The sequence below is a fragment of the Massilia polaris genome, assembly GCF_012927275.1.
In the GTDB taxonomy this organism is placed as follows: Bacteria; Pseudomonadota; Gammaproteobacteria; order Burkholderiales; family Burkholderiaceae_D; genus Telluria_A; species Telluria_A polaris.
Map to the genome: position 1 here is coordinate 454,367 of NZ_JABBGG010000001.1, position 23,339 is coordinate 477,705.

At 66.8% G+C, this 23,339-nt stretch carries 22 protein-coding genes; 14 read left to right on the forward strand and 8 right to left on the reverse strand.

What is annotated here, in order from left to right:
* Positions 1–33 precede the first annotated feature (33 nt).
* Positions 34–1,341, reverse strand: a complete 1,308-nt coding sequence (locus tag HHL21_RS02195) for a hypothetical protein (protein ID WP_169463600.1) — start codon at positions 1,339–1,341, stop codon at positions 34–36.
* Positions 1,342–1,500: 159 nt separating this feature from the next.
* Here HHL21_RS02195 and HHL21_RS02200 point away from each other — a divergent pair, with 159 nt between their 5' ends.
* Positions 1,501–2,502, forward strand: a complete 1,002-nt coding sequence (locus HHL21_RS02200) for a diacylglycerol/lipid kinase family protein (RefSeq protein WP_169463601.1) — start codon at positions 1,501–1,503, stop codon at positions 2,500–2,502.
* On the opposite strand, the gene HHL21_RS02205 is transcribed toward HHL21_RS02200, so the two are convergent.
* Both HHL21_RS02205 and HHL21_RS02210 read right to left on the reverse strand, forming a co-directional pair.
* On the reverse strand, positions 2,499–3,125 hold the full coding sequence (locus HHL21_RS02205) for an excalibur calcium-binding domain-containing protein (RefSeq protein WP_169463602.1): 627 nt from the start codon (positions 3,123–3,125) through the stop codon (positions 2,499–2,501). The genes HHL21_RS02200 and HHL21_RS02205 overlap by 4 nt on opposite strands.
* 81 nt (positions 3,126–3,206) lie before the next feature.
* Complete coding sequence (locus tag HHL21_RS02210; protein WP_169463603.1) at positions 3,207–4,814, reverse strand: L,D-transpeptidase family protein; 1,608 nt, start codon at positions 4,812–4,814, stop codon at positions 3,207–3,209.
* A 196-nt stretch (positions 4,815–5,010) separates the two neighbouring features.
* Between HHL21_RS02210 and HHL21_RS02215 the strand changes: the two genes are divergently transcribed.
* The 7 genes from HHL21_RS02215 (at position 5,011) to HHL21_RS02245 (ending at position 12,522) form a co-directional block, all read left to right on the forward strand.
* Positions 5,011–5,727, forward strand: coding sequence for a hypothetical protein (locus tag HHL21_RS02215; protein ID WP_169463604.1), 717 nt, complete (start codon positions 5,011–5,013; stop codon positions 5,725–5,727).
* Between the two features lie 197 nt (positions 5,728–5,924).
* A complete protein-coding gene (locus HHL21_RS21875; RefSeq protein ID WP_206085506.1) occupies positions 5,925–6,089 on the forward strand; it encodes a peptidoglycan-binding domain-containing protein in 165 nt (54 codons plus the stop codon).
* Positions 6,090–6,184: 95 nt separating this feature from the next.
* A complete protein-coding gene (locus HHL21_RS02225) occupies positions 6,185–6,535 on the forward strand; it encodes a hypothetical protein (protein ID WP_169463605.1) in 351 nt (116 codons plus the stop codon).
* A gap of 96 nt (positions 6,536–6,631) precedes the next feature.
* A complete protein-coding gene (locus HHL21_RS02230) occupies positions 6,632–9,136 on the forward strand; it encodes a penicillin-binding protein 1A (RefSeq protein ID WP_169463606.1) in 2,505 nt (834 codons plus the stop codon).
* 164 nt (positions 9,137–9,300) lie between these two features.
* Positions 9,301–10,329 carry an SGNH/GDSL hydrolase family protein gene (locus tag HHL21_RS02235; protein ID WP_169463607.1) on the forward strand — a complete coding sequence of 343 codons (1,029 nt, stop codon included), beginning with the start codon at positions 9,301–9,303 and terminating at the stop codon, positions 10,327–10,329.
* Complete coding sequence (locus tag HHL21_RS02240; protein WP_169463608.1) at positions 10,317–12,164, forward strand: carbamoyltransferase family protein; 1,848 nt, start codon at positions 10,317–10,319, stop codon at positions 12,162–12,164. The genes HHL21_RS02235 and HHL21_RS02240 overlap by 13 nt, the downstream gene beginning before the upstream one ends.
* Positions 12,151–12,522, forward strand: a complete 372-nt coding sequence (locus HHL21_RS02245; RefSeq protein ID WP_169463609.1) for a hypothetical protein — start codon at positions 12,151–12,153, stop codon at positions 12,520–12,522. The genes HHL21_RS02240 and HHL21_RS02245 overlap by 14 nt, the downstream gene beginning before the upstream one ends.
* On the opposite strand, the gene HHL21_RS02250 is transcribed toward HHL21_RS02245, so the two are convergent.
* Both HHL21_RS02250 and HHL21_RS02255 read right to left on the reverse strand, forming a co-directional pair.
* Positions 12,507–13,688: an acyltransferase family protein gene (locus HHL21_RS02250; RefSeq protein WP_169463610.1), complete on the reverse strand. Its 1,182-nt coding sequence runs from the start codon at positions 13,686–13,688 to the stop codon at positions 12,507–12,509. The genes HHL21_RS02245 and HHL21_RS02250 overlap by 16 nt on opposite strands.
* A gap of 106 nt (positions 13,689–13,794) precedes the next feature.
* On the reverse strand, positions 13,795–15,024 hold the full coding sequence (locus tag HHL21_RS02255) for a metal-dependent hydrolase (protein ID WP_169463611.1): 1,230 nt from the start codon (positions 15,022–15,024) through the stop codon (positions 13,795–13,797).
* Positions 15,025–15,131: 107 nt separating this feature from the next.
* On the opposite strand from HHL21_RS02255, the gene HHL21_RS02260 reads away from it, so the two are divergent.
* The 3 genes from HHL21_RS02260 (at position 15,132) to HHL21_RS02270 (ending at position 18,103) form a co-directional block, all read left to right on the forward strand.
* Positions 15,132–16,211 carry a porin gene (locus HHL21_RS02260; RefSeq protein WP_169463612.1) on the forward strand — a complete coding sequence of 360 codons (1,080 nt, stop codon included), beginning with the start codon at positions 15,132–15,134 and terminating at the stop codon, positions 16,209–16,211.
* Positions 16,212–16,445: 234 nt separating this feature from the next.
* Positions 16,446–17,447, forward strand: coding sequence for a ribose-phosphate diphosphokinase (locus HHL21_RS02265; protein WP_206085508.1), 1,002 nt, complete (start codon positions 16,446–16,448; stop codon positions 17,445–17,447).
* An 11-nt stretch (positions 17,448–17,458) separates the two neighbouring features.
* A complete protein-coding gene (locus HHL21_RS02270; RefSeq protein WP_169463613.1) occupies positions 17,459–18,103 on the forward strand; it encodes a dienelactone hydrolase family protein in 645 nt (214 codons plus the stop codon).
* A gap of 13 nt (positions 18,104–18,116) precedes the next feature.
* Here the strand turns inward: HHL21_RS02270 and HHL21_RS02275 are convergent, their stop codons facing one another.
* Together HHL21_RS02275 and HHL21_RS02280 are read right to left on the reverse strand one after the other, a co-directional pair.
* Positions 18,117–18,449 carry a pyrimidine/purine nucleoside phosphorylase gene (locus tag HHL21_RS02275; protein WP_169463614.1) on the reverse strand — a complete coding sequence of 111 codons (333 nt, stop codon included), beginning with the start codon at positions 18,447–18,449 and terminating at the stop codon, positions 18,117–18,119.
* A 99-nt stretch (positions 18,450–18,548) separates the two neighbouring features.
* Positions 18,549–19,589, reverse strand: coding sequence for a hypothetical protein (locus HHL21_RS02280; protein ID WP_169463615.1), 1,041 nt, complete (start codon positions 19,587–19,589; stop codon positions 18,549–18,551).
* A gap of 105 nt (positions 19,590–19,694) precedes the next feature.
* Between HHL21_RS02280 and HHL21_RS02285 the strand changes: the two genes are divergently transcribed.
* Complete coding sequence (locus HHL21_RS02285; protein ID WP_169463616.1) at positions 19,695–20,534, forward strand: universal stress protein; 840 nt, start codon at positions 19,695–19,697, stop codon at positions 20,532–20,534.
* Between the two features lie 2 nt (positions 20,535–20,536).
* Here the strand turns inward: HHL21_RS02285 and HHL21_RS02290 are convergent, their stop codons facing one another.
* Positions 20,537–21,046, reverse strand: coding sequence for a phosphoglycerate mutase family protein (locus HHL21_RS02290; protein WP_169463617.1), 510 nt, complete (start codon positions 21,044–21,046; stop codon positions 20,537–20,539).
* A 117-nt stretch (positions 21,047–21,163) separates the two neighbouring features.
* Here HHL21_RS02290 and HHL21_RS02295 point away from each other — a divergent pair, with 117 nt between their 5' ends.
* Together HHL21_RS02295 and HHL21_RS02300 are read left to right on the forward strand one after the other, a co-directional pair.
* Positions 21,164–21,760 (forward strand): ANTAR domain-containing response regulator, encoded by a 597-nt coding sequence (locus HHL21_RS02295; protein ID WP_169463618.1) that lies wholly within the window; start codon positions 21,164–21,166, stop codon positions 21,758–21,760.
* A gap of 250 nt (positions 21,761–22,010) precedes the next feature.
* Positions 22,011–23,330, forward strand: coding sequence for an MFS transporter (locus HHL21_RS02300; protein ID WP_169463619.1), 1,320 nt, complete (start codon positions 22,011–22,013; stop codon positions 23,328–23,330).
* Positions 23,331–23,339 lie beyond the last annotated feature (9 nt).

The window sequence follows — 23,339 nt, forward strand, 5'->3', positions numbered from 1 at the left end:
GTGACATCTCGCCGCCGGAAAGCGGCTGCCCGGCTAGACGAAGTAGACGGCCGCGAAGCCGCCGCCCGGCGTGCGCATGTTGGTGGCCTGGCCCTGGTAGACGCGGGCGGCGTGCCACTGGATTTTGCCGGCGTAGCAATAGGCGCGCAGGTCGAACTTGAGGCTTTCCGGTCCGCTCGGCGTCGCGATCATGCGTTCGGACGGTGCGACCAAGGCCTGCGACACATAGACGCCGCCGAGGATCTCGTCCCAGACGCGCCGGGTCAGCTTGTCGCCGCGGTAGGCGGCGCGCCCGCCGTAGCCGTCGGCCGGCTTGAAGAAACGCTGGCGGCGCAGGCCCCACAGGCGCGCGGCGTCGCCGGCTTGCACCAGTTCGGTGTGGGGAATACCGGCCAGCAGGATCTCTTGTGTGGCGGCCGGCACGCCCAGCGCGGCCAGGCGCGCGCGGTCGGACAGGATCGCCAGGTTGCGCTTGTCGGCATACAAGGCGTGGGCGTGCGGATGGGGCGTGACGACGGCGGCGCGCGCCAGGTAGGCGGCGCGGATCGCCGCGCTGTCGGGCGCATCGAACATGAAGTCGGTCATGCGGTTGTAGACCAGGTCGATCGGGGTTTCGCCATGCCACAGGCGGCCGCCATCCCAGCGCAGCTCCCCGGGCGCGGCGATCAGCGCGGCGATGCCGTGCTGTTCGAGCAGCCTGCGAAACAGCAGGAACTCGGGGTACAGGTACTGGTTGACGGGGTCGGCGTCGACGATCGCCACGCTGCGCAGCGCGCCGCCGCTCCCGCCCAGGCGCCACTCTTCGCGGAACATCGCCACGATATCGGCCTCCAGCTGGCGCGCGCTGTGGGTGCCGCTGGCGGCGCCGGCCAGGGCGGCGCACGGGTCCTGGGCGAGCGCCAGCGCCGCATTGAGCAGCGCACCGCCGGCGTTGGTGTTGATCTCGATGAGGGCGATACCGTTCTCGCCGACATGGAAGTCGTAGCCGAAGAACACGCTGCGCGCGCCCGGATCGTGGCGCGCGATCGCCGGCGCATCGGCCAGCACGGCCTCGCGGTAGGCGGGCAGGGCGATGACCGACTCGATCGCGCCGATCAGCTGCGCGATGCGTTCGGCGTGCTGGTGCGACACGAACACCGGCTGGCGCGAGAACAGGTGAGGGCAACGTTCGGCGATCAGCGCCGCCACTTCGGCGTCGCCGGAGCCGGATTCGAGCGCACCGACCAGCGCCTCGCGTTCATGGCTGACGCACAGGCAACTGGCGTTGAGCCTTGCGGCTGGCGCCGATCCGCACGCGCTGCCGCAGCCGGGCGCGCCTCTGGAAATGCATGGCATGGTCATGGGTCGGGGGATCCTCATCGGGATAGCCATTTTACCGCCCCCGGCTGGAAAACACCGTGCCGTAGCGGAAATGCCGTCACTTACCTACGCGGCGGGCGGTGAAACGCGCGCCGCGGTGATACAGTCGGTGTTGCGAAAACCAGGACGACCGACCAGAACATGCAATCAATCAAGCCAGATCCACGGACGCCGTTTTTCATCGTGCTCAATGCCGGTTCCGGTTCATCGGAAACGGCCGAGCGGCGTGCGGTGATCGACGAGGTATTGACGCAGGCGGGCCGCAGCTTCGAGCTTACGCTGGTCGACGACCCGGAAAACATCGCCGCCATCGCAGAGCGCGCCGCGCTGCAGGCCAAGGCGGCCGGCGGGATCCTGGTGGCGGCCGGCGGCGACGGCACCATCAACGCGGTGGCGCGCGAGGCGGTCGACAAGGGCTGCCTGTTCGGCGTGCTGCCTCAGGGCACGTTCAACTATTTCGGCCGCACCCATCACATCCCCGAAGACCTGGGCGACGCCGTACGCGCGCTGCTCGACGCGCACGTCCAGCCGGTGCAGGTGGGGGTGGTCAACGGCCGCATCTTCCTGGTCAACGCCAGCATCGGCCTGTATCCGCGCATGCTCGAAGAACGCGAAATCGACAAGAAGCATTTTGGCCGCAGCCGTTTCGTGGCCTTCCTGTCCGGGCTGAAAACCTTCATCAGTCCGCACCGCCGCCTGCGCATCACGCTCGAACTCGACGGCAAGGAACGGGCGCTGCGCACCTCGACCCTGTTTGTCGGGAATAACCGCCTGCAGATGGAGCAGGTGGGGATCGCGCCCTTGTCCGATGCGCTCGAGGACGGCAAGCTGGCGGCGATCGCCCCCAAGTCGGTCGGCAAGCTGGGCATGCTGGTCCTGATGCTGCGCGCGATGCTGGGCCGGCTCGGCGAAGCCGAGAACCTGGTCACCTTCAGCTTCCGGCGCATGACGGTCCGGCCGCGCAAGTTCTACGGCAAGCGGCGGGTCAAGGTCGCCACCGACGGCGAGGTCACGCAAATGGACACGCCGCTGGAGTTCAGGGTGCTGGAAGGGCAGCTTTTGTTGCTCAAGCCCGCTGCGGCAATGGAGGAACAGGCGGAATCCGCACGCGGCGCGCGCGATACCGCCTGGGAGCAGGCCTAGAGCGGCGGCTGCATGCTGGCCCGGCCCGTCGTACACCACTGCGATTCGCAGGGGATGCCGTCGCGGTCGCCATCCATTTCCGTGCCAGCGCAATGAACGAGAAAGAACTTCGCTTCGGCGCATGAATTCATCTGGGGGCAGCGCGTGCGCCCGTCGCACACGGCCGATGCGGGCCGCACAAAGCGGGCCGCGGCGACCTGGTCGACGTGGCGCGCGCGGCGAATGTCTCCGCTGGATTCGGCGGCATTCCCCGGCGGGCCGGTGTCGTAGCGTACCGGGTTGTTGACGGACCGGCGCGAGCCCGCGTAAGCGACGGCCGCGACCGCCGCAATGGCCAGCAGCGCGACGGTCACCAGCGAAGAGGTCGATTTAGCCTGCGCGTGCCGGACCGCGATCCGTGATGGCGGCCGTTCCGGCAGCGGCCGGGTGAGGCTGTGGGCGCGCTTCTCGCCGTCCGCCCCCGTTTCCACTTCGAAGGAAAGGGCCTCGCCCACGGTCGGTACGGCGCCGTTCCGTGGAAACGCCAAGGCGTGCACAACGATGTCGTTTCCGCCCTTGCCGGGGGTAATGACGCCGCTGGCCATTGCTTCATCCCATGATGTCAGTATTCCGTCGAAGCGCATAAGGTTCCAATGCTAATTTTTGCCACGTGGCAAGATATTAGCAGTTGCGGATACACCAAAAATGCGCGCTTTGTCACCGAGTTATTCGCGATGGGCCTGAAGCGCTGCTTCCAGCAGTGGATCGCGCTGGTACACGTCGCGCGAGAACAACACCCGGCCTTCGCGGTCCACCATGGCGGTGGCATAGAACAGCACCACGGGAACCGGGGCGGCCAGGCTGACCTTGCGCATCGGGCCGGGTTCCATCGCCATTTCGATGCTGTCGAAGGTCCACCCGGGCTGGCCGCCGAGGACGAAGTGGGCCAGGTCCAGCGGTTTCTCGACCCGGATGCAGCCGTGGCTGAGATCGCGCCGGCTGCGCGCGAACAGTTCGCGCTGGGAGGTCGAGTGCAGGTAGATGTTCATCGGGTTCGGCATCGCGAACTTGACGGCGCCGAGCGCGTTCTGCGGCCCCGGACGCTGGCGGATGCGCACCTTGCCGGCGCGCAGGTCGGCCAGCGCGTCGTCGCCGGCGTTGCTGCCTTGCTGGCCGCCCTCGGCCGCCACCAGTTCCATGTCGTTCTCCGCCAGCCAGGCGCGGTTGCGCATCAGCTTCGGCAGGATTTCGCCCAGCGCTATGCTGCGCGGCACGTTCCAGTACGGATTGAATTCGAGGTAGCGCATCTGGCCGATGAACAGCGGCGTCTCGGTCTTGACCGCCGTCCCGACGATCACGCGCATTTCCAGCGGCGCTTCCTGCCCGGGGCCGCCCAGCTGCAAGGCCCACAGCCGGTAGGCCGGCAGGTTGACGGCAATCAGGCGGCCGGGCCCGAACAAGGGCAGCCAGCGCAGGCGTTCCAGCGTCAGTTCGAGCTGGCGCACGCGGCGGGGCAGCGGAACGCTGAGCGCGGCCATCGTTTCCTTGCCCAGTACCCCGTCCTCCTCCAGTCCGTGACGCAACTGGAACTGGCGGACGCCTTCGGCCAGCTCGGGCGTGTAGAGCTTGTCCGGGACCGGCGCGGCGTCGGTGGGCAAGTCGCCGAGAAGCATCAGGCGCACGCGCAGTTGCGCAGCGCCGCGGTAAGGCTCGCCGGCCTTGATTTTTTTCGCGGACGGCAGGATGTCCTGCTGCGGCTCGTCGGCCAGTTGGCGGTAGTGCGCCAGCGCATCCTTGACCCGTGCGTAGAACGGGAACGCCGGTTCGGACGCCTGGATCGCCGCGGCCAGCCCGCCACCGTCAAGCGCGGCGCGCAGCTGTTCGACCGGGTCGAATTGCTTCAGGCGCGGGTCGGGCAGGGCGGTATGGTATTCGGACCTGACCCGGCCGACGCGCAAGTCGGCAAGGTAATGCAGCATCGCACGGGTCATTGTGGTATCGAAGCGCGGGTCGCCGCTGTCGAGCCGGGTGCGCAGCGCGTCGGCCCCGTACTCCTCCGGCGACAGGCCGTGGACCGCGGCGCCTTGCAACAGGGCGAGCGCCAGGTTGGCCTGGTGTTCGCTCCACGCCGGGGCATAGGCGCGCGGCGCGTAGAAACGTTGCAGCCAGTCACGCTCATCATACGGGCGTGCAGTGGGTGTGGCAGCCAACGACTCCGCGGCGATGGAACGGATGCCGGCGGCAGCGCCAGGCTGCGCAGCGGCGCCCGGCGTGGCCAGGCAGAACGCCATGGCCGCGGCAAACGCCAGCAGCTTCAGGAAACGCGTGTTCATTGCGGACACGATATCGCATTCGGCGATTTCGTGCGCGGTTTGCCAAAACTGTTAAGAAATCGAAATTTTCGATTGGAATGTTAAGAATTGACAATTCTTCATCACAGGAAAAACTTGTACCTATACTTTTCACGCCCTTGACCGCGACGCGGCCGGCAGTTTGGGCAACCGTTCATTCTTACCAGGAGGCTGTCAAATGAAATTGAAATCCACGGCCGGGCTGCTTGTGGCCCTGTTTGCAGCAGGGATGGCTGGCGCGCCATCGGCGATTGCCGACGGCAAGGCACGCGAACTCAACGTGCACGCCAAAAAATACCAGCAGTATTTCGCGGCGGCGTCGGCCGAGTTCAGCGTGCCGGCCGAATTGCTCGAATCGATCGCGTACGCCGAGACGCGCTGGCGCCACCACATGCCGAAAGGCCAGGCGCGCAAGAACGGCGAGCCGGACGTCGAGGTCGATCCGCACGGCGGCATGCCGCCCAACTACGGGATCATGGGCCTGCGCAACGACGCCCACTTCGGCAGTTCGCCGGCGCAGGCGGCCGGCCTGATCCGCGAACAGCCAGCCGCCTTGCTCAGCAGCACGCGCGCCAACATCCGCGGCGCGGCGGCCCTGCTTGCCCATTACGGCGCGCGCAAGACCCGCGCGTTCGCGCTGGAAGACTGGACGCAGGCAGTCGCGCTCTACAGCGGCATTCCGCAACCCGAGATCGCCCAGCTGTACACGTATGAAGTGTTTGCCGCGATCCGCCAGGGCCGCGAGGGCGGCGAGTACAAGATCCGCCAGCGCCACGTCGACATGGAAAAGATCTACGGCCGCGACAAGCTGAAAAAGCTGGCCGCGCCGCGCATCACCGTGGAAACCGGTGTGCCGGACCCGACGATCTCGGCGCCCGGCTTCCAGTCGAAATAACGCCCGCCTACCTGGAGAATGACGACTATGAAGACAACTCTTGAAAGCCTGCTGGCAGGCCTGGTGATCGCAAGCGCGGCGACGGCCTCGCCGGCGGCCGCATCGACCGACGAGGCGGCGGCGCGCTCCCGACCCTGACCTGGCCGGTGGTCCAGTACGGCAACACGGGTGCGCGCGTGGGCGACCCGGGCGCCAAGGTGAGCGCGGTGCAGAGCCAGCTGGTCGAGAGCGGGTACGCGGTCACGGTGGACGGCGTCTATGGCCCGGGCACCGACAGCGCGGTGCGCAGTTTCCAGGGTGCGCAAGGGCTGGGCGCGGACGGCGTCGTCGGCGAAAACACCTGGAACAAGTTCGCCTGGTAAGCCGGCTTGCGGTGCGTGCCGCCGCGCGCGCTTGTGCATACATCTGGCCATGGGGCGCGCCTTTGCGGGTGCGCCTGTCCACCTCCGGAGGAACCATGGCGACACAGATGATCCGCATTTTCGACCGGTATGCCGACGCCGAAGCGGCGCGCGACGCGCTGCTGGCGGCCGGCTATTCACGCGACTCGGTCAGGGTCAGCGTGCGCGACGACGAGGCCGGCCCGGTCCAGGGTAATTTCACCGTCGGCAATGCGACCGAAGCGCCGGGCGGCATGGGCGAGGGCCACCATGCCTATGCGCGCAACTATGAAAACGTCGCCCAGCGCGGCCTGTGCATGGTGGTGCTGGATGCGGTCGACGGCCCCGAGGCCGCCGCCGCGGCCGAGCTGATGAACCGTTTCGGCGGGCGCGCTATCGACAAACTGGCGCCGCCGTCCACCCACTAGGCGCGCTTTATCGCTGACAATACCCGTACCGCTAATATGTGCCTGCGTCGGCTATACTCGTCCATTCGCAATAAATGAACATTCAGCAAGGCATACATGGTGGACGATAACGACAAACTGGCGGGTCGCCTGCGCCAGCACGCCCGCCGCGCGGGCAGCGCGGCAACGACCGGCGCGCAAGCCGGATACGCGCGATTCAGGGAGCACCTGCTGCGCTATCCGCCGGCGCAGCGCGCGGCGCTGATCATGTTGTGGGGCATCGCGGCGCTGCTCGGGCTGTTGCTGCTGTACGTGCTGATCCTGATTCCGCTGACCCCGGGCATCAGCGACCTGCGCCAGGCGCGCTCGGCCAAGGCCAGCACCTTGGTCACGGCCGACGGCAAGCAGCTGGCGACGTTCGAATCCGGGCTGCAGGAGCGGGTCAGGCTCGACAAGATCTCGCCGCACGTGGTGAAGGCCCTGGTCGCGACCGAAGACCACCGCTTCTACGACCACAACGGCATCGATTTCCGCCGCACCATCGGCGCGGTCATCTACACGATCAAGGGCGATTCGCAGGGCGGCTCGACCATTACCCAGCAGCTGGCGCGCAATATGTTCCCGGAAGAGATCGGACGCTCGCGCAACCTGAACCGCAAGCTGAAGGAAATGATCACCGCGCTCAAGATCGAGGCGACCTACAGCAAGACCGAGATCCTGGAAGCCTACCTGAACACGGTGCCTTTCCTGTACAACACCTTCGGCATCGAGATGGCGGCGCGCACCTATTTCGGCAAGCCGGCCGCCCGGCTCGACATCCTTGAAAGCGCCACCCTGGTCGGCATGCTCAAGGGTACCAAGTACTACAACCCGGTCACCAATCCGGAACGCTCGGTCGAACGCCGCAACGTGGTGCTGGGCCAGATGCTCAAGCACGGCGTGATCGACCAGGCGCGCTTCAACGCGCTCAAGAAACGTCCCTTGCGCCTGCACTTCGAGCGCCAGCCCGAGCGCGGCGGCACCGACAGCCATTTCTCGGCGCACGTGCGCAAGTGGATGATCCAGTGGGCCGACGAGAACGACTACAACCTCCAGCTCGACGGGCTGGTGGTGCATACCACGCTCGATTCGGCGCTGCAGCAGGCCGCCGTGGCCGCGGTCGAGCGCCAGGGCAAGGCCCTGCAGATCATCGCCGACATCGAATGGAGCCAGCCGGGGCTGTCGTACACTTCGTCGACCGGCGCCTATGCCGGCATGCACCACGCGATCAATCCTTTCGACTACTTCTGGAAATCCAAGCGCGGCCTGCTCGACGCCTTCGTGCGCGACACCGGCGAATACCGCAACGCGGTCGAGGCCGGCGAGGAGGGCAAGGACGTGCTCAAGCGCCTGAAGTCGGACCGCAAGTTCATGGCCGCGCTGCGCAGCGCCAAGACGCGCCTGGAAACGGGCTTCGTGGCGATGGACCCGAACACCGGCGAGGTCAAGGCCTGGGTCGGCAGCCGCGATTTCGAGCGCGACCAGTTCGACCACGTGGCTCAGGCCCTGCGCCAGCCGGGCTCGACTTTCAAGCCGATCGTCTACGGCGCGGCGCTGGAAAAGGGCATGGCGCCGGAGCAGCCGTATGTCGACTCGGTGGTGGGCATCAAGGCCGGCGACGGCAAGATCTGGCGCCCGACCGACATGACCGGCGCGAGCGGCAACCAGATGACCCTGCGCGACGGCCTGGTGTATTCCAAGAACACGATTACCGCGCAGGTCTCGCAGGACGTGGGCCTGGCGGGCATCATCCAGCTGGCGCGCGACCTCGGCATCAAGGATAGCCCGCTGTCGCCGGTGCCGTCGCTGGCGCTGGGCACCAGCCCGGTCACCCTGCTGGAAATGGTCAACGCGTATTCGACCATCGCGGCCCAGGGCGAATACCGGCCGCCGGTATTCGTCAAGCGCATCACCGACCGCGACGGCAATGTGATTGCCGAGTTCGGCGGCGAGTCGCCGCGGCGCGCGATGTCGGCTGAATCGGCGGTCACGCTGATCGACATGATGCGCGGCGTGATCAACCGCGGCACCGGCACCGGTGTGCGCTACCGCTTCGGCATCACCGCCGACGTGGCCGGCAAGACCGGCACCACCCAGAAGAACGCCGACGGCTGGTTCATCCTGATGCACCCGAACCTGGTGGCCGGCGCGTGGGTCGGCTTCAACGACAACCGCGTGGCGATGCGCAGCAATTACTGGGGACAGGGCGGCCACAACGCGATCCTGCTGGTGGGCGATTTCTTCAAGGCCGCGCTCGACACGGGCAAGCTCGACGCGCGCGCCACCTTCCCGGGCGCGCCGCGCCCGGCGCCGGTGCGCGAGGAAGAGGCGGTCGAGGTCATGGAAGAGCCCGGCGATTTGTACGAGGACGGCGTGGCGCCGGCCGAGCCGGTGCTCGACGAACCGGTCGAGGTCGAGGGCGAGGAGCCGATCATCGAGGTCGTGCCGGAACAGCCGCCGGAACCGCTGCGCCAGCCTGAAGTGGGCCGCCGGGCCGAGCCTGGCCGGGCCGAACCTGGCCGGGCCGAACCGGTGGAGTTGCCCGAACCGGTGCTGGACGAGGCCGACGAGGATCTTCCGTAACGGGTGGAAAAAACAAAGTCGCGCTTGACGTCTTCACATCAAATCAAGCGCGGGTTGGAAGCGAGGTCGGCCTGATGGTTGACCGTGGACAAACGCAGGAATGAGCTCTTTGACCAGAATTGGCCGAGCGCGGATCACGGTCCGGACATTCTTGCGGAGTTCTAATGAGACAGCTCTACGAGTACCACCCTGTCGTTGGTTACCGTTTCATCCCCAACCTGAAAGCCCGCATCCAGCATGAGGGCGGCGGCTACCTGGTGCACGCCAACGACGACGGATTTCGCTCCAACCGTCCCTTCGCCAGGGCGCTGGCGCCCGGTGCGCGGCGGATTTTGTTCTTCGGCGATTCCTTCACTGCCGGCGACGCCGTCAGCAACCACCACCGCTATACCGACGTGCTCGAGGCGCGCCTGTGCGAGGCCACCAGGGGGCGGGTAGAAGCGTTCAACTTCGGCTTGTCGTCGACCGGCACCGACCAGCAATACCTGGCCTGGCGCGAGTTTGCGCAGGACATCGAACACGATGTGCTGGTCATCGCCGTGTTCGTCGAAAACATCCGCCGCGTGATGGCCCATTATCGCCCGCACCGCGACGCCGACGGCCGCGAGCGCATCTACGCCAAGCCGTATTTCTCGCTCGATGGCGACCAGCTGCTGCTGCACAATGTACCGCCGCGGCCGGCGCCGTTCGACATGGACGAGCTGCCGCCGGCCGAACAGGGCGCGGTCGACATGGGCGGCCGCTTTGCGCTGCTGCGCAAGATCGTCAACGCGGTCGGCGCGAAAGACGCGGTCCAGCGCCTGACGCATTACCAGCCGCTGCCCGCCTACGACGCCCCCGCCAGCCCGGGCTGGCGCCTGATGCGCGCCATCCTGTCCGAATGGATCGGCGCATCAAAGCGCCCGGTGGTGCTGATGCCGCTGCCCTTGCCGCAGCACCTGGACCAGGCCTGCGACGCCAGCGCCTACCAGGCCCGCTTCGCCGAACTCGCATCCGAACTCGGATGCACGCTGCACGACCCGCTGCCGGCCTTCATGGGCTATCCGGCCGCCGAACGGCGCCGCTTCCGCTGGGAGACCGATATCCACTTCACGCCGGAAGGGCACCGGGTGCTGGCCGAGTCGCTGGCCCCCGTGCTGTACCGCATGCTGGCGCAGTCAGCGCAAAGAAAGGACCTGGTATGTCCAGGCTGATACTTGGCATTTCCGCGTTTTACCATGACTCGGCGGCCGCGCTGGTGCGCGACGGCCAGATCGTCGCCGCGGCGCAGGAGGAACGCTTCTCGCGCAAGAAGCACGACCCGGGCTTTCCCGTGAACGCGATTAACTACTGCCTCGAAGAAGGCTTCGTCGACGCCAGCGAGCTCGACGCGGTGATCTTCTACGACAACCCGGTCGCGACCTTCGACCGGGTGGTCGAAAACGCGCTGGCGGCCGCTAGCCGCGGGCGCGAGCAGTTCGTGCAGGCAGCGGGCCAGATCCTCGGCGACAAGCTGTGGCTGGACGAACATGTGCGCGGCGCCATCGGCTCGCTGGGGCGCGCAGGGCGGGTGCTGTTTTCCGAGCACCACATGGCGCACGCGGCCAGCGCCTTCTATCCGTCGCCATTCGAACGCGCCGCCATCCTGACCATCGACGGCGTCGGCGAATGGGCGACCACCAGCCTGGGCAGCGGCGACGGCAGCACGGTGCGGCTGTTCTCCGAAATCAATTACCCGCATTCGCTGGGCCTGCTGTACAGCGCCTTTACCTACTTCTGCGGCTTCAAGGTCAATTCCGGCGAGTACAAGCTGATGGGGCTGGCGCCTTACGGCGAGCCGCGCTACTACGATACGATACGGCGCGCGCTGATCGACGTGCGCGACGACGGTTCCTACCGGCTCGACACGTCCTTCTTCGGCTACCTCGATTCGATGCAGATGACCGGCGACAAGTTCGCCGCGCTGTTCGACGGCCCGGCGCGCAAGCCCGAAACGCCGATCGCGCGGCGCGAGATGGACCTGGCCGCCAGCGTCCAGAAGCTGACCGAGGAAATCATGCTGAAGACCGCGCGCCACTTGCGCGAGATCACCGGCGAGAGCAAGCTGGTGATGGCGGGCGGGGTGGCGCTGAACTGCGTCGCCAACGGCAAGCTGGTGGCCGAAGGCATCTTCGACGCAGTGTGGATACAGCCGGCCGCGGGTGACGCCGGCGGCGCGCTGGGCGCCGCGCTGCTTGCCAACCACATGTATTTCGACCAGCCGCGCATCGCGCCCTCGCGCGGACGCGATTCGCAGCAGGGCAGCCTGCTGGGGCCGCGTTATTCCAGCGCCGAGGTGCTGGCCTTTGTCGAGCGCAACGCGCTGCCCTACGAGCAGGTGCGGGACCGCGACACGCGCCTGTCCAAGGTGGCCACGGCGCTGGCCGAAGGCAAGATCGTCGGCTGGTGCACCGGGCGCATGGAGTTCGGACCGCGCTCGCTGGGCGCGCGCTCGATTCTGGGCGACCCGCGCAATCCGGCCACCCAGGCCCTGATGAACCTGAAGATCAAGTTCCGCGAATCGTTCCGGCCGTTCGCGCCGAGCGTGCTGCGCGAGCGCTGCGCCGACTATTTCGAGCTCGACGGCGCCAGCCCCTACATGCTGCTGGTCGCGCCGGTGCGCACCAAGCGCCGGCTGCCGATGGACATGGCGCGCTTTCATGGCGGCGATGACGACATGATGAGCGTGATTAACCAGCCGCGCAGCGATGTGCCGGCCATCACCCACGTCGACTATTCGGCGCGGGTGCAGACGGTCGACGCGCTGACCAGCCCGGAGTTCCACGCGCTGATCCGCGAATTCGAACGCCAGACCGGCTGCCCGATGCTGGTCAACACCTCGTTCAACGTGCGCGGCGAGCCGATCGTGTGCAGCCCGCAGGATGCGTACCGCTGCTTCATGCGCACCGCAATGGATTTGCTGGTGATCGAAGACGTGCTTCTGTGGCGCAAGGACCAGCCCGAACCACACGATAATGAAGACTGGAGGACGACCTATGAGCTCGACTAAGGAAGAACAGCTGGCCCGGCTGATGGGAGCATTGTTCGACGAGGTGCTGCTGCCGATCGCCGATCGCATGCGGGCAAGGGGTGTCAACGCGTTTCCGCTGGCCCCGGATGTCTCGTGGCTCAGCTACTACGTCCGGCGCCGCCGCAGCGCGATGACGCACGACGACTTCACCAGCGCCGCGTGCGCCGACACTGCCGAACTGGAGCGCCGCCTCGGCGCGCACTGGCATGCGCTGGGCCGCCATGAACTGGCCGGCCATGCCGCCCGCTTCGCCGCGGCCGCGCAGCAGGCGCGGCCCCTGCTTGCGGCGGGCGCAGCGGCGGATGAACCTTCCCCCTACGTCTACGCGATGTTCTGAGGCTGCACCCGCGGCAGCATCCACGCCTTCAGGCGCCGCCGCACGCGGTAGGTCTGCGCCTCGAAGGGGAGGTGGAACAGCCATGCCAGCAGCACGATGAGCATCACCATCGACACATACAGTCCGAAGTCGGACAGCCCACCCGGGTCGAGTTCATCGATCCCAAGCTGGCGCTCGTTCAGGTGGCGCAGCAGGAAGATCAGCGGCACGTGGATCACATACAGGCTGAATGAAAATTCGGCGAAGAACCTGCCGATGCGGCCCAGGCGCCTGGTCAGCGTGGCGGTGGGCGGCACCTTCGCCTGCAGGCTGCACAGCAGCACCAGGAACAGCAGGCTGTACAGCAGATCCTGGACATACGATTCCTCCACCAGTATGTTGTTGCTTCCCTTGACCCGGAACCAGGCTGCGACCAGCGCGAACAGCGCGGCAAAGCCCCACTTCAGCTTGCGGCCGGCGCGGATGTGGATGCGCGAGAAGCCGGCGCCCATCAGCCACAAGGTAAAGTAGAGCAGGATCGCGGCGTTGAGGTGCCAGGCGATGAACGCCACCGCGACGGCGGATGCCGCTTTCGGGAGCGCGCCGGGGCGGGCGAACATCAGCACGGCAAGGGGAAACAGGATGTAGTACCAGGTTTCGTAGGTCAGGCTCCACAGCGCGAAGTTGCCGCCGTAGCGCGGGACGGCGAGGTCCTGCAGTCCGAACATGTTTCCGGCGAAGGTCACCAGTGAAAATTCCGCGGGGATGGCATTGGCGGCGCGCCAGGGGGCCAGTTCGCCGGTGACGACGCCGATCAGCAGCGATGCGGCGAAGGCAGGCGCCAGCACGATCCACAGCCGGCTGATGCGGTCGATGGCGTAGGACAGCATCGCATGCGGTTGGTCCAGCTTGTTCATCAGGCTGCCGCCGACCAGCCATCCGGACAGCAGGAAAAAAATCACCACGGCCTGGTGCGCGAAACCGGTGAAGAAGGCCAGCACCTGGTAGCCGGCCGACGGGTCCGGGATGGTCGACAAGCCGGGATAGAACTGGGCGCGCACATGGGCGGCGGCCACTTGTAACGCGGCCAGCCCGCGCAGCAGCGAGATCGCGATCGAATGCTGGTAGTCCGTGCGCAGGTTGGTCTGGCGCATGAAACGGACCCTCGCGATTTTGTTGGGCAACATGCCGCCTCCTGGAGAAAAGCACCCGCGCGTGATCGGGATGTTCATTCTAGGGTGGCGCCCCTGGTCCGGGATTGAGAGCGCACAACGGCGCGCCTGCGCTGACGGCTTATCGATCAATGCCCAGCAGGTCGGAGCGCGGATAGCCCCACGCCGGCACGCCGGCCGGGCACGGCTTGCCGGCAAAACTGGCGTAGCGGATCGTCGCGAAATTTCCGTCGGGATTGTCGCCGAAGCGCACGTCGGTCGCGTTTTCCGCATTGAGCGCAGGGGTGCGCGCGAATCGCAGCCACGCATCGAAGTAGCAGTCCTGCTGCTGCCTGTTGCGCAGTTCGGCAAGCGTGCCTTGCTGCTGCCACACGATTGCCACTGCCGGCGACAGCGCCCGCTGCGCCCCTGGTTGCGCTAACGCCGCCGGGCAGGAAGCCGCAGGCATCAGGCCGGGCGCGATGCTGGCGACGCCGCGCGACACGCGGAACCCGGCGCCCTTGTGTTCGACGGCCACAAAGGCCCAGCACAAGGGATTGGACGGGAATGCGGACATCGCCACGTCGGCGACCCGCGTGCCCGGATCGCGCAGCCGCAGCTGGCCGGCGATTTCGCTCTTGCCAGCGTCCGACGACACCGATTGCAGCATGATAAAGGCGGCGGCGGCGCCGAATGCGGCCAACAGTCCCTGCCTTCCGCCGCTTCCCGCGCGCCGCTCGATGACGCCCAGCGCGATTGCCAGCAGCGCCAGCGCGATGGTGGAGGCCGGATGCAAATGGCCGCTGACGGTAAATGCCAGCGGCACGCCGATCAGCATGCACAGCAATACCCGCCTGGAGATCCTGCGCATGGCCGTCATCGCCAGCGGCACGCCGAACGCGATCCAGAACAGCGGTTCGATGATGAACACCATGTCCCCATAGAACCAGCGCGGGTCGAACGGATAGAAGGGGTGCACGCCGTAGGAGTTCAGGTAATCCATCGACATGTGCAGCAGGAAACCGGCACCGATCGACAGCAGCAGGCCGCGCCGCGCCTGCGTGCTGGTCGCCAGCAGTTTGCGCGCAGCCGGCCACAGCAGCCACAGCATCGCGGCCAGCAGCAAGGCCTGCGGCAATGCATACAGCAAGGTGTGCGTGTGGCCGCGGTGATGCAGCAGGTAGCCGAGCGGCGCCGGCAGCAGCGGCGTCAATACCAGGTCGAGGTCGGGGAAATTGCTGGCCGCCCAGCACGAGACCAGCAGCAAGCGGCGGCGCGTGCGCTGGTTGGCTTCATCGGCTTCCGGGGGCAGGCTGCGGGAAATAAATTCGCCAACCGCAAGGCCGGTGAGGGAGTGCGTCAGGTTATCCATTCGTTAATGTTAGCGCATAAAGTTGTTACAAAGTATGTAAGCGCATTGCCGGAGTGGCAAGCAGCCTCTATGATACGGCCTCCTCAAAAACACCGAATTCAAGAATCATGAAAAAGACTCTCACCGCCATCGCCATCATTGGCGCATTTTCGAGCCTCGCGCAGGCGCAGTCGTCGGTGACGGTTTACGGCATCGTCGACGCAGGCATCGTGCGCGAGCAGGGCGGCGTCAACGGTTCGAGCACCAACATCAGCAGCGGCGTCGGTTCGGCGTCGCGCCTCGGCTTCCGCGGCACTGAAGACCTGGGCAACGGCGTATCGGCACTGTTCGTGCTGGAAGGCGGCTACCGCCTCGACACCGGCGCCAGCGACGTGTCGGGCGCGATCTTCAACCGCCAGGCCTACGTCGGCCTGAAGGGCGGCGCGGGCACCCTGACCCTGGGCCGCCAGTACACGCCTTACTACAACGCACTGAGCCAGGTTGCCGATCCATTCGGCGCCGGCTACGCAGGCAGCGCCAAGAACCTGATGCCGGCCGCCGGCGTCAATACCCGCGCCAGCAACGCGATCGTCTACGTATCGCCAGCGGTCAACGGTTTCTCGGGCGAGCTGTCGTACAGCCTGGCTGAGCAGGGCGGCAACAGCGTCGCCGGCCGCCAGGTCGGCGCCGCGCTGTCCTTCGGCGCAGGCAAGCTGAACGCGCGCCTGGCGCACAACCACCGCAACAACGATGTGGCTGGCGTGGCCGGCGTGCAGGATCGCGATATCGGCCGCAACACCTTGCTGGCAGCGAACTACGACTTCGGCGTTGCCAAGGCCTACGCTGCCTACGGCATCAACGAAGGCCTGAACAGCTCGCCACTGGCCAACACCAGCAACCCGTTCGGCAGCGCCGTAGCGCCGCGCGCTTCGCTTGATAGCCGCGACATGCTGATCGGCGTGCAGGTACCGTTCGGCGCCAACGCGCTGATGGCGTCGTTCATCCGCAAGGACGACCGCAGCGCCTTCAACCAGGACGCCGACCAGTGGGCAATCGGACTGACCCGTTCGCTGTCGAAGCGCACCAGCCTGTACACCTCGTACGGCAAGATCAAGAACAAGAACGGCGCAGGCTACACCGTCGGCAACAACAGCGATGTTGGTTCCGGCGATACCGCGTACAACGCCGGCGTCCGCCACGCGTTCTGATCTTCCCCCAGGCAGGGTGCGCGCGTAAGCTAGCGCCTCGCAACCCCGGCTGGCCGTAACGCGGCCGGGCGTTGCGCCGGCGCGCTTTAGCTCGTCATTCCCGGCCTGCAGCTTCCTTCCCCGCATCGCGCCAGTCAGCAGCACCATCCCACACTTCGCCAGCCGCGCGCGCTGGATCGCCGTCAAACCTGTGGCAAGATGCCAGCATATCCTGAGTTGTTTGGCGAGGACCGCATGCACACCCTGATCGAAGACAGGCTTTGCCTGTTTGCACTGCACAGCAGCCGCGCTTTCGGCGAGCGGGTGGCGCAGCACCTCGGCGTCACCCTCGGCGCGCACGAGGAACGCAATTTCGAGGATGGCGAGCATAAGTCGCGCCCTTTGGATCCGGTGCGCGGCAAGGACGTGTTCGTGATCCACTCGCTGTACGGCGACCCGAACGAAAGCGCCAACGACAAGCTGTGCCGGCTGCTGTTCTTCATCGGTGCGCTCAAGGATGCCGGCGCCGCGCGCGTGACTGCCGTGGTGCCGTATCTCGCGTATGCGCGCAAGGACCGCCAGACCAAGGAGCGCGACCCGGTCACCACGCGCTATGTGGCCTGCCTGTTCGAGGCGGTCGGCACCGATGCGGTCGTGACGCTCGACGTGCACAACCTGGCGGCCTACCAGAATGCCTTCCGCTGCCGCACTGTGCACCTCGAAGCCGCCAGCCTGTTCGCCAGGTTCCTGGCGCCGCAGCTGGCCGGCGTCGAGGCGAGCGTGGTCTCGCCCGATGCCGGCGGCATCAAGCGTGCCGAAGCGTTCCGCCAGGCAATGTCCGATGCCCTTGGCCGCCCGGTCGGCATGGCGTGCGTTGAGAAATACCGCAGCGCGGGCATTGTCAGCGGAAACATGTTGATCGGCGATGTACGCGGCCGCACGGCCATTCTCATCGACGACCTGATCAGTACGGGCACCACGCTGGCGCGCGCGGCGGCCGCTTGCCGCGACGGCGGCGCGGCCGCCGTGATGGCGCTGGCCACCCACGGGCTGTTCAGCGAAAATGCCGGCACGGTGCTGGGCGCCCCGGTTGTGGGCGACCCGGATCTGGGCGACCCGGTATTGCAGCAACTGGTCGTCAGCGACAGCGTCGAGCCCGGCCGGGCCGGCGCCGACGCACTGAAACCCAGGCTCGCCGTCGTCAGCAGCGCCGCCTTGTTCGGCGACGCGATTTTGCAGCTGCATGACGGGATCTGAAAGGACGCACCATGTTTGACCGGGTACGCAAGCAAGTGGTCGACATCGCGATCGACGGCGAATTCGTCGAGGGGATGCTGGCGGTGCCGGAAGGCGCGCGCGCCGTGGTGCTGTTCGCCCACGGCAGCGGCAGCGGCCGCCTCAGTCCGCGCAACAACTACGTGGCCGGCGCGTTGCGCAAGGCCGGCCTGGCCACCTTGCTGATGGACCTTTTGACGCCGGCCGAAGAGCCAAGCACGCGGTCGCGCTTCGACATCGGCTTGCTGGCGCGGCGGCTCGAGCTGGCGGCAAACTGGCTGGACATGGACCGCGATACGCGCGGCCTGCCGCTGGGCCTGTTCGGCGCCAGTACGGGCGCCGCCGCGGCGCTGCAGCTTGCCGCAAGCGGCGGGCACAGGGTGTATTCGGTGGTGTCGCGCGGCGGGCGCCCCGATCTCGCGGGCCCTGCCCTCGAACGGGTACAGGCGCCGACCTTGCTGATCGTCGGCGGGCTCGACAACCAGGTGATCGAGCTGAACGAAGCGGCCTATGCGATGCTGAACTGCCGCAAGGAGCTCAAGGTCGTGGAGGGTGCGACGCACCTGTTTGAGGAGCCGGGCGCGCTGGAGCAGGTGGCGCGGCTCGCCACCGACTGGTTCGTCGGCTGCCTGCCCTAGCCGGTAGCCGGGTTCAGGAAGCGGCCTGGCCCCGGCCCAGGTGCACCACGTAATGCACCGGCTGCTCGGCATCGATCTCGAACCGGGTTTGCGCCGCGACGTGAAAACGGTATCCGGCGTGGCAGGCATTCCACGCGCCATCGTGGCCAACCCGGACGCGCCCAAGTCCTTCGACGATTTCAACCGTCTCGTCGGTGTCGGCGGCAAACGTGACGCCGCCGGGCATCACCACGCCGACGGTCTTGATGGTGTGGTCGGGGAAGGTGAGCGTGTACGAAATACATTTTCCCTCCGCGTAGACATTCGCTTTTTTACTGATTGCAACGTGCTCGACCTGCGTACCCATGGCGGTTCTCCCGAATGTTGCTTGCATGCGGCCTTGCTATGTCAGACTCGCGCGCGCCGGTTTTGTTCTGCGTCGTGGCTGCCCCTCCAGCGCCGGCGGTCATGAGCGCACCCGCCAGTTCTGGTGGCGTTCCGCTAGTTGCAGATAGTTCATGGCACTGGCCGCCCATTTGGGCGAATAGCGGAACCGGGCTTCCTTCAGGTGCGCGACCGCCAGCGTGGCGCGCACGAGCGCGCGGTAGCCCTGGTAAAAGTGCAGCAGGCCGGGCGTCGGCCGGTCGTGCGACAGGGCCCGGTACTGCTGGACCAGCGTAGCCGCCAGCGCGGGCGCGCCCAGCCGTTCGGTTTCGAGCGCGAGGAAGGCGATCTCGTCGGCCCGGTCGACGATGCGCAGGGTGCGCGAAAATTCCAGGCAGTCGATGATGGCCGGCGCCGGGTACAGGCAGATGTGTTCGGGACGCAGGTCGCCGTGGCCTTCGATTACGAGGCCATCGGCCACGCGCCAGTCGATGCGCGCCGCCATCCGGTCGAGCGCGCTGTGCTGGCGGTGGCAGACCAGCCGGACCTGGGCGGCCGGCAGCCGGTAGGCGGGCTGCAGCAGTTCATGGGCGCAGGCGGCGATCTGGCGCGCGTAGCGGTCGCGGTAGGCCGAGCCGTCGATGTCGACCGGCGGCAGCGACTGGAAAAACGCCACCAGGCGCGACGCGATGCACTGCATGTCGCGCGCGCTGGCATGGCCGTGGCGCAGCACGTAATCGAGCATGAACTCGCCGGGCAGGCGGTGCATCCGCACCAGCCAGTCGACCACCTCGCCATTACCGCCCACTTCGAGATGATGATCGGTATTCAGGGTCAGCGGCACCACGCCAAGGTAGACGTCGGGCGCGAGGCGGCGGTTCAGGCGGACTTCTTCCTCGCAAAAATGACGACGCGCGGCGATCGTGCGGAAATCGATGGCGTCGTAGCACACAGGCTTTTTCAGCTTGTAGGCGTGGCGGGTGGTCAGGAATACCCAGGCCATGTGGGTCTCCAACGCCTCGACCCGGTAGGGCGCTTCCGGGTAGCTCGAGGGCTGGCGCAGGAAGGTCAGCTTGGCTTCCAGCGGCACCGGTTCGGCAGGCTGGTCACGGATGTTCGACATGGCGCGGCTCCTGGCAAGCCGTCCGGCGAGCGCTGCGCTACTTGACGCACCGCAGACGGCAGGTCGATTGTACGCTATGATCGGCACAGGAAAACGGAGGGCGCCATGTGGTACAAGACCGTGCTTGTTCACGTCGACCAGGGCCGCGATGCCAGTTCGCGCATCGCTATCGCCGCGCAGATTGCGCTGGACAACCAGGCGCACCTGGTTGGCGCGGCGATGACCGGCATGTCGCCTTCCGTGTTCGCCGCGGCCGGGCTGAATCCGGCGGTTCCGCCCTTGCTGCTGTCGTTCGATGCTTTGCGGGAAGAGAGCACGCAGGCGCTGGATGCGTTCGAGCAGCAGGTGGTGGCGTTCGGCGTGGCGTCGTACGAACGGCGCCAGTTGGAGGACCAGGCCGGTCCGGGCATGAGCATGCAAGCGCGCTATGCCGACCTGCTGGTGATCAGCCAGGCGGACCGGGCGTCGCCGGCGCCGCGGCTGCGCGCCGACTTTCCCGAATACGTGCTGCTGAACTGCGCGCGCCCGGTGCTGGTGGTGCCCGCCGGAACGCCGCCGGCGCCGCTCGGCAAGCGCGTGATGATCGGCTGGAACGGCAGCCGCGAGGCCACGCGCGCCATTACCAGCGCGATTCCCTTGCTGAAGGACGCGCAGCAGGTCGATATCGTTGTACTCAATCCCGCATCCGAAGGCGATATGCATGGCCCGCTTGCCGGGGCCGACATTGCCCTGTTCCTCGCGCGCCACGGCGTCAAGGTCGATGTGCGCAGCCGGTCCGGCGTGGCCGATGTCGGCGCTGTCCTGCTGGCGCTGGCCGCCGATGCGGGCGCCGACCTGCTGGTCATGGGTGCTTACGGTCATTCGCGCATTGGCGAAATCTTGCTGGGCGGGGTGACGCGCACGCTGCTCGCGTCGGCCCGCCTGCCATTATGGATGGCGCGCTAGGATCACTTCCCCGGCGGCGAGCTGAGCAAGATGGTCGTGACGCTGCCGTCGCGCCCGACGACCAGCTGGTACAGGCGGTCGTATTCGTCGTCGCCGACTGCCGTTCCCGGATCGCCGCCCAGCAGGGTGACCAGTTTGCCGATGGTGTTCGAGTGGCCCACTACCAGGGTGTTGCCGCCGCTTGCCTTCAGCTCCGCCACCATTTTCTCCGGCTGGCGCGCATCGTATTCCTTCACGGGCACACCGGACAGGGCGGCGGTCGGGGCCGCGGTCTGGCGGGTACGCGCGGTCTTGCTGGTGAAGACCTGGCGGATGGCGGTGTGCTTCAGGATCGTGGCGATGTTGCCGGCGCGCAGGCGTCCTTGCGCGGTCAGGTCCGGGTCGCCGTCGTTCCCGGTCTTCTCGCCGTGGCGCACGACGTAGATCACCGCAGGTTCGGCGGCCTGGGCGAGGGGAGCGAGCATGGCCAGCGTGAGCGCGAGACCGGCGGCGAAACGGGTGGTGAAAGTCATTGTTTTTTCCTGGATGGGTCAAGCCGCATGTATAGCAACAGAATTGTGAAGATGCAAGGGGAAGATGGCGCGCATCTTGCTAGATAGTTTGGATCGACCATCAAGCATCCTGCTTCCATGACTTCCGCCATTCCTTCGTTACGCACCCTCATCGTGTCGGCAGCGGGCAGCGCCAGCGACGCACTGCGTGCCTGCCTGGCCGACGCCGGCTGCACCATCCTGGCCGAGGTGGCGCCCGGTCCGGCACTCGCCGCGCACATCGCGCAGCACCGGCCCGATCTCATCGTGCTCGGCGCCTCATCCGGCGCCGGCCAGCTCGCATCCGCAGTTGCGCTTGCCTGCGGCACGGAGCGCCGGCCGCTGGCGGTCTTCACCAGCGACGACTCGGAATCCAGCATCGACGCGGCAATCACCTCCGGCGTGGCGGCCTATGTCATCGATGGCCTCGAACCCGGCCGGGTCAAAGCGGTGCTCGGCGTGGCGCTGGCGCGCTTTCGCCAGCAAGGAAAGTTGCTCGATGAACTTTCTGGTGCACGCACCAAACTGGCCGAGCGCAAGGTCATCGACCGCGCCAAGGGAATCCTGATGGCGCGCCATAAGTTCGGCGAGGACGAGGCCTATCAAAAGATGCGTAGCATGGCGATGAACAAGAAGCTCAAACTGGCCGACCTTGCCCAGCGCTTGCTGGATGTCGAGGAGTTATTGGACAGGTAGCGTCTTCTGGTGCATTGCATCATTTCCGGGCGCGAAATGCACTGCGATGTGGCGCTGACGCTCTCAACACCGAATCCCTTCCCCCTGTCTGTACGTGGCACGGCGCTTGCTAAAGATTAGGTGTCGGGTCAATGGCGATCCCTGAATAAAAGCACTGGCCCAACGACGGGCCGGCAGGACAACGGCGTCCGCACTGCCTGGTAGCTACCGGGCGGAAGCGGGCGCGTTTTTGTTTTATACGGGATAAACCATGGCATCGAAAGCAAACAGGATCGACCTCTTCACCATCCGCACTCCGCAGATGCGTGCCTTCCACCTGACCTGGATGGCGTTTTTCACCTGCTTCTTCGCCTGGTTCGCCTGCGCGCCGCTGATGCCAGTCATCAAAGGCGAGTTCGGCCTGACGATCGGGCAGATCGCCAACATCAACATCGCCGCCGTCGCCATCACCATCCTGGTGCGGCTGGTGGTCGGCCCGATGTGCGACCGCTTCGGCCCGCGCAAGACCTACACCTGGCTGCTCGCGCTGGGCGCCATCCCGGTGCTGGGCGTGGCCGCGTCGCAGAGCTACGAGAGCTTCCTGTTCTTCCGCCTGCTGATCGGCGCGGTCGGCGCCAGTTTCGTCATCACCCAGTACCACACCTCGGTCATGTTCGGACCGAACGTGGTCGGCACCGCCAACGCGGCGGCGGCCGGCTGGGGCAACGCCGGCGGCGGCGCGGCGCAGGCGCTGATGCCGCTGCTGCTGGGCGCATTGGTGATGCTGGGGGTGTCGGAAGGCATGGGCTGGCGCGCGGCGCTGGTGGTGCCGGGCGTGCTGATGCTGGTGATGGCGGTGCTGTACTGGCGCTATACCCAGGACTGCCCGGAAGGCAACTACGACGACATGCGCGCCGCCGGGATGTCGGCGGCCGGCGCCCCGGTCGAAGCGGGCAAGAAGGGCGGCTGGGCGAGCTTCCGCGCGGCGGCGTCGAACTACCGCGTGTGGCTGCTGTTCGTCACCTACGGCGCCTGCTTCGGCATCGAGATCTTCATCCACAACATCGCGGCGGTCTACTACGTCGACCACTTCGACCTGACCATCGGCCAGGCCGGCATGGCGGCGGGCAGCTTCGGCCTGCTGGCGCTGTTTGCACGGGCGCTGGGCGGCTGGATCTCCGACAAGATGGCCCTGCGCGGCACGCTCAACAGCCGCGTCACCCTGCTGTTCATCCTGATGATCGGCGAGGGCCTCGGCCTGCTGTGGTTCGCGCGCGCCGACACCATCGTCTTCGCCGTCATCGCGATGCTGGTCTTCGGCCTGTTCACCCACATGGCCTGCGGCGCGACTTATGCGCTGGTGCCGTTCATCGACCGCAAGGCGCTGGGCGGCGTGGCCGGCATCATCGGCGCGGGCGGCAATGTCGGCGCGGTGATGGCCGGCTTCCTGATGAAGGGAACGGGCGACATCCGCCACACGCTCGCCATCCTCAGCGGCCTGGTGATCTTCTCCGCGCTGTGCGCGATCGCCGTGCGCTTTACCGCCGGCGCGGACGAGCCTTCGCTCGCTTCCGGCGCGGTTGCATCATAAGGAAGGACA

Excerpts from the sequence above, each read along its gene's own strand:
- HHL21_RS02235 (WP_169463607.1), top strand. The coding sequence starts at position 9,301 with ATGAGACAGCTCTACGAGTACCACCCTGTCGTTGGTTACCGTTTCATC.
- HHL21_RS02195 (WP_169463600.1), bottom strand. The coding sequence starts at position 1,341 with ATGACCATGCCATGCATTTCCAGAGGCGCGCCCGGCTGCGGCAGCGCG.
- HHL21_RS02245 (WP_169463609.1), top strand. The coding sequence starts at position 12,151 with ATGAGCTCGACTAAGGAAGAACAGCTGGCCCGGCTGATGGGAGCATTG.
- HHL21_RS02230 (WP_169463606.1), top strand. The coding sequence starts at position 6,632 with ATGGTGGACGATAACGACAAACTGGCGGGTCGCCTGCGCCAGCACGCC.
- HHL21_RS02280 (WP_169463615.1), bottom strand. The coding sequence starts at position 19,589 with ATGTCGAACATCCGTGACCAGCCTGCCGAACCGGTGCCGCTGGAAGCC.
- HHL21_RS02200 (WP_169463601.1), top strand. The coding sequence starts at position 1,501 with ATGCAATCAATCAAGCCAGATCCACGGACGCCGTTTTTCATCGTGCTC.
- HHL21_RS02250 (WP_169463610.1), bottom strand. The coding sequence starts at position 13,688 with ATGTTGCCCAACAAAATCGCGAGGGTCCGTTTCATGCGCCAGACCAAC.
- HHL21_RS02260 (WP_169463612.1), top strand. The coding sequence starts at position 15,132 with ATGAAAAAGACTCTCACCGCCATCGCCATCATTGGCGCATTTTCGAGC.
- HHL21_RS02240 (WP_169463608.1), top strand. The coding sequence starts at position 10,317 with ATGTCCAGGCTGATACTTGGCATTTCCGCGTTTTACCATGACTCGGCG.
- HHL21_RS02225 (WP_169463605.1), top strand. The coding sequence starts at position 6,185 with ATGGCGACACAGATGATCCGCATTTTCGACCGGTATGCCGACGCCGAA.
- HHL21_RS02210 (WP_169463603.1), bottom strand. The coding sequence starts at position 4,814 with ATGAACACGCGTTTCCTGAAGCTGCTGGCGTTTGCCGCGGCCATGGCG.
- HHL21_RS02290 (WP_169463617.1), bottom strand. The coding sequence starts at position 21,046 with ATGACTTTCACCACCCGTTTCGCCGCCGGTCTCGCGCTCACGCTGGCC.
- HHL21_RS02255 (WP_169463611.1), bottom strand. The coding sequence starts at position 15,024 with ATGGATAACCTGACGCACTCCCTCACCGGCCTTGCGGTTGGCGAATTT.
- HHL21_RS02215 (WP_169463604.1), top strand. The coding sequence starts at position 5,011 with ATGAAATTGAAATCCACGGCCGGGCTGCTTGTGGCCCTGTTTGCAGCA.
- HHL21_RS02295 (WP_169463618.1), top strand. The coding sequence starts at position 21,164 with ATGACTTCCGCCATTCCTTCGTTACGCACCCTCATCGTGTCGGCAGCG.
- HHL21_RS02300 (WP_169463619.1), top strand. The coding sequence starts at position 22,011 with ATGGCATCGAAAGCAAACAGGATCGACCTCTTCACCATCCGCACTCCG.
- HHL21_RS02205 (WP_169463602.1), bottom strand. The coding sequence starts at position 3,125 with ATGCGCTTCGACGGAATACTGACATCATGGGATGAAGCAATGGCCAGC.
- HHL21_RS02270 (WP_169463613.1), top strand. The coding sequence starts at position 17,459 with ATGTTTGACCGGGTACGCAAGCAAGTGGTCGACATCGCGATCGACGGC.
- HHL21_RS02285 (WP_169463616.1), top strand. The coding sequence starts at position 19,695 with ATGTGGTACAAGACCGTGCTTGTTCACGTCGACCAGGGCCGCGATGCC.
- HHL21_RS02275 (WP_169463614.1), bottom strand. The coding sequence starts at position 18,449 with ATGGGTACGCAGGTCGAGCACGTTGCAATCAGTAAAAAAGCGAATGTC.
- HHL21_RS02265 (WP_206085508.1), top strand. The coding sequence starts at position 16,446 with ATGCACACCCTGATCGAAGACAGGCTTTGCCTGTTTGCACTGCACAGC.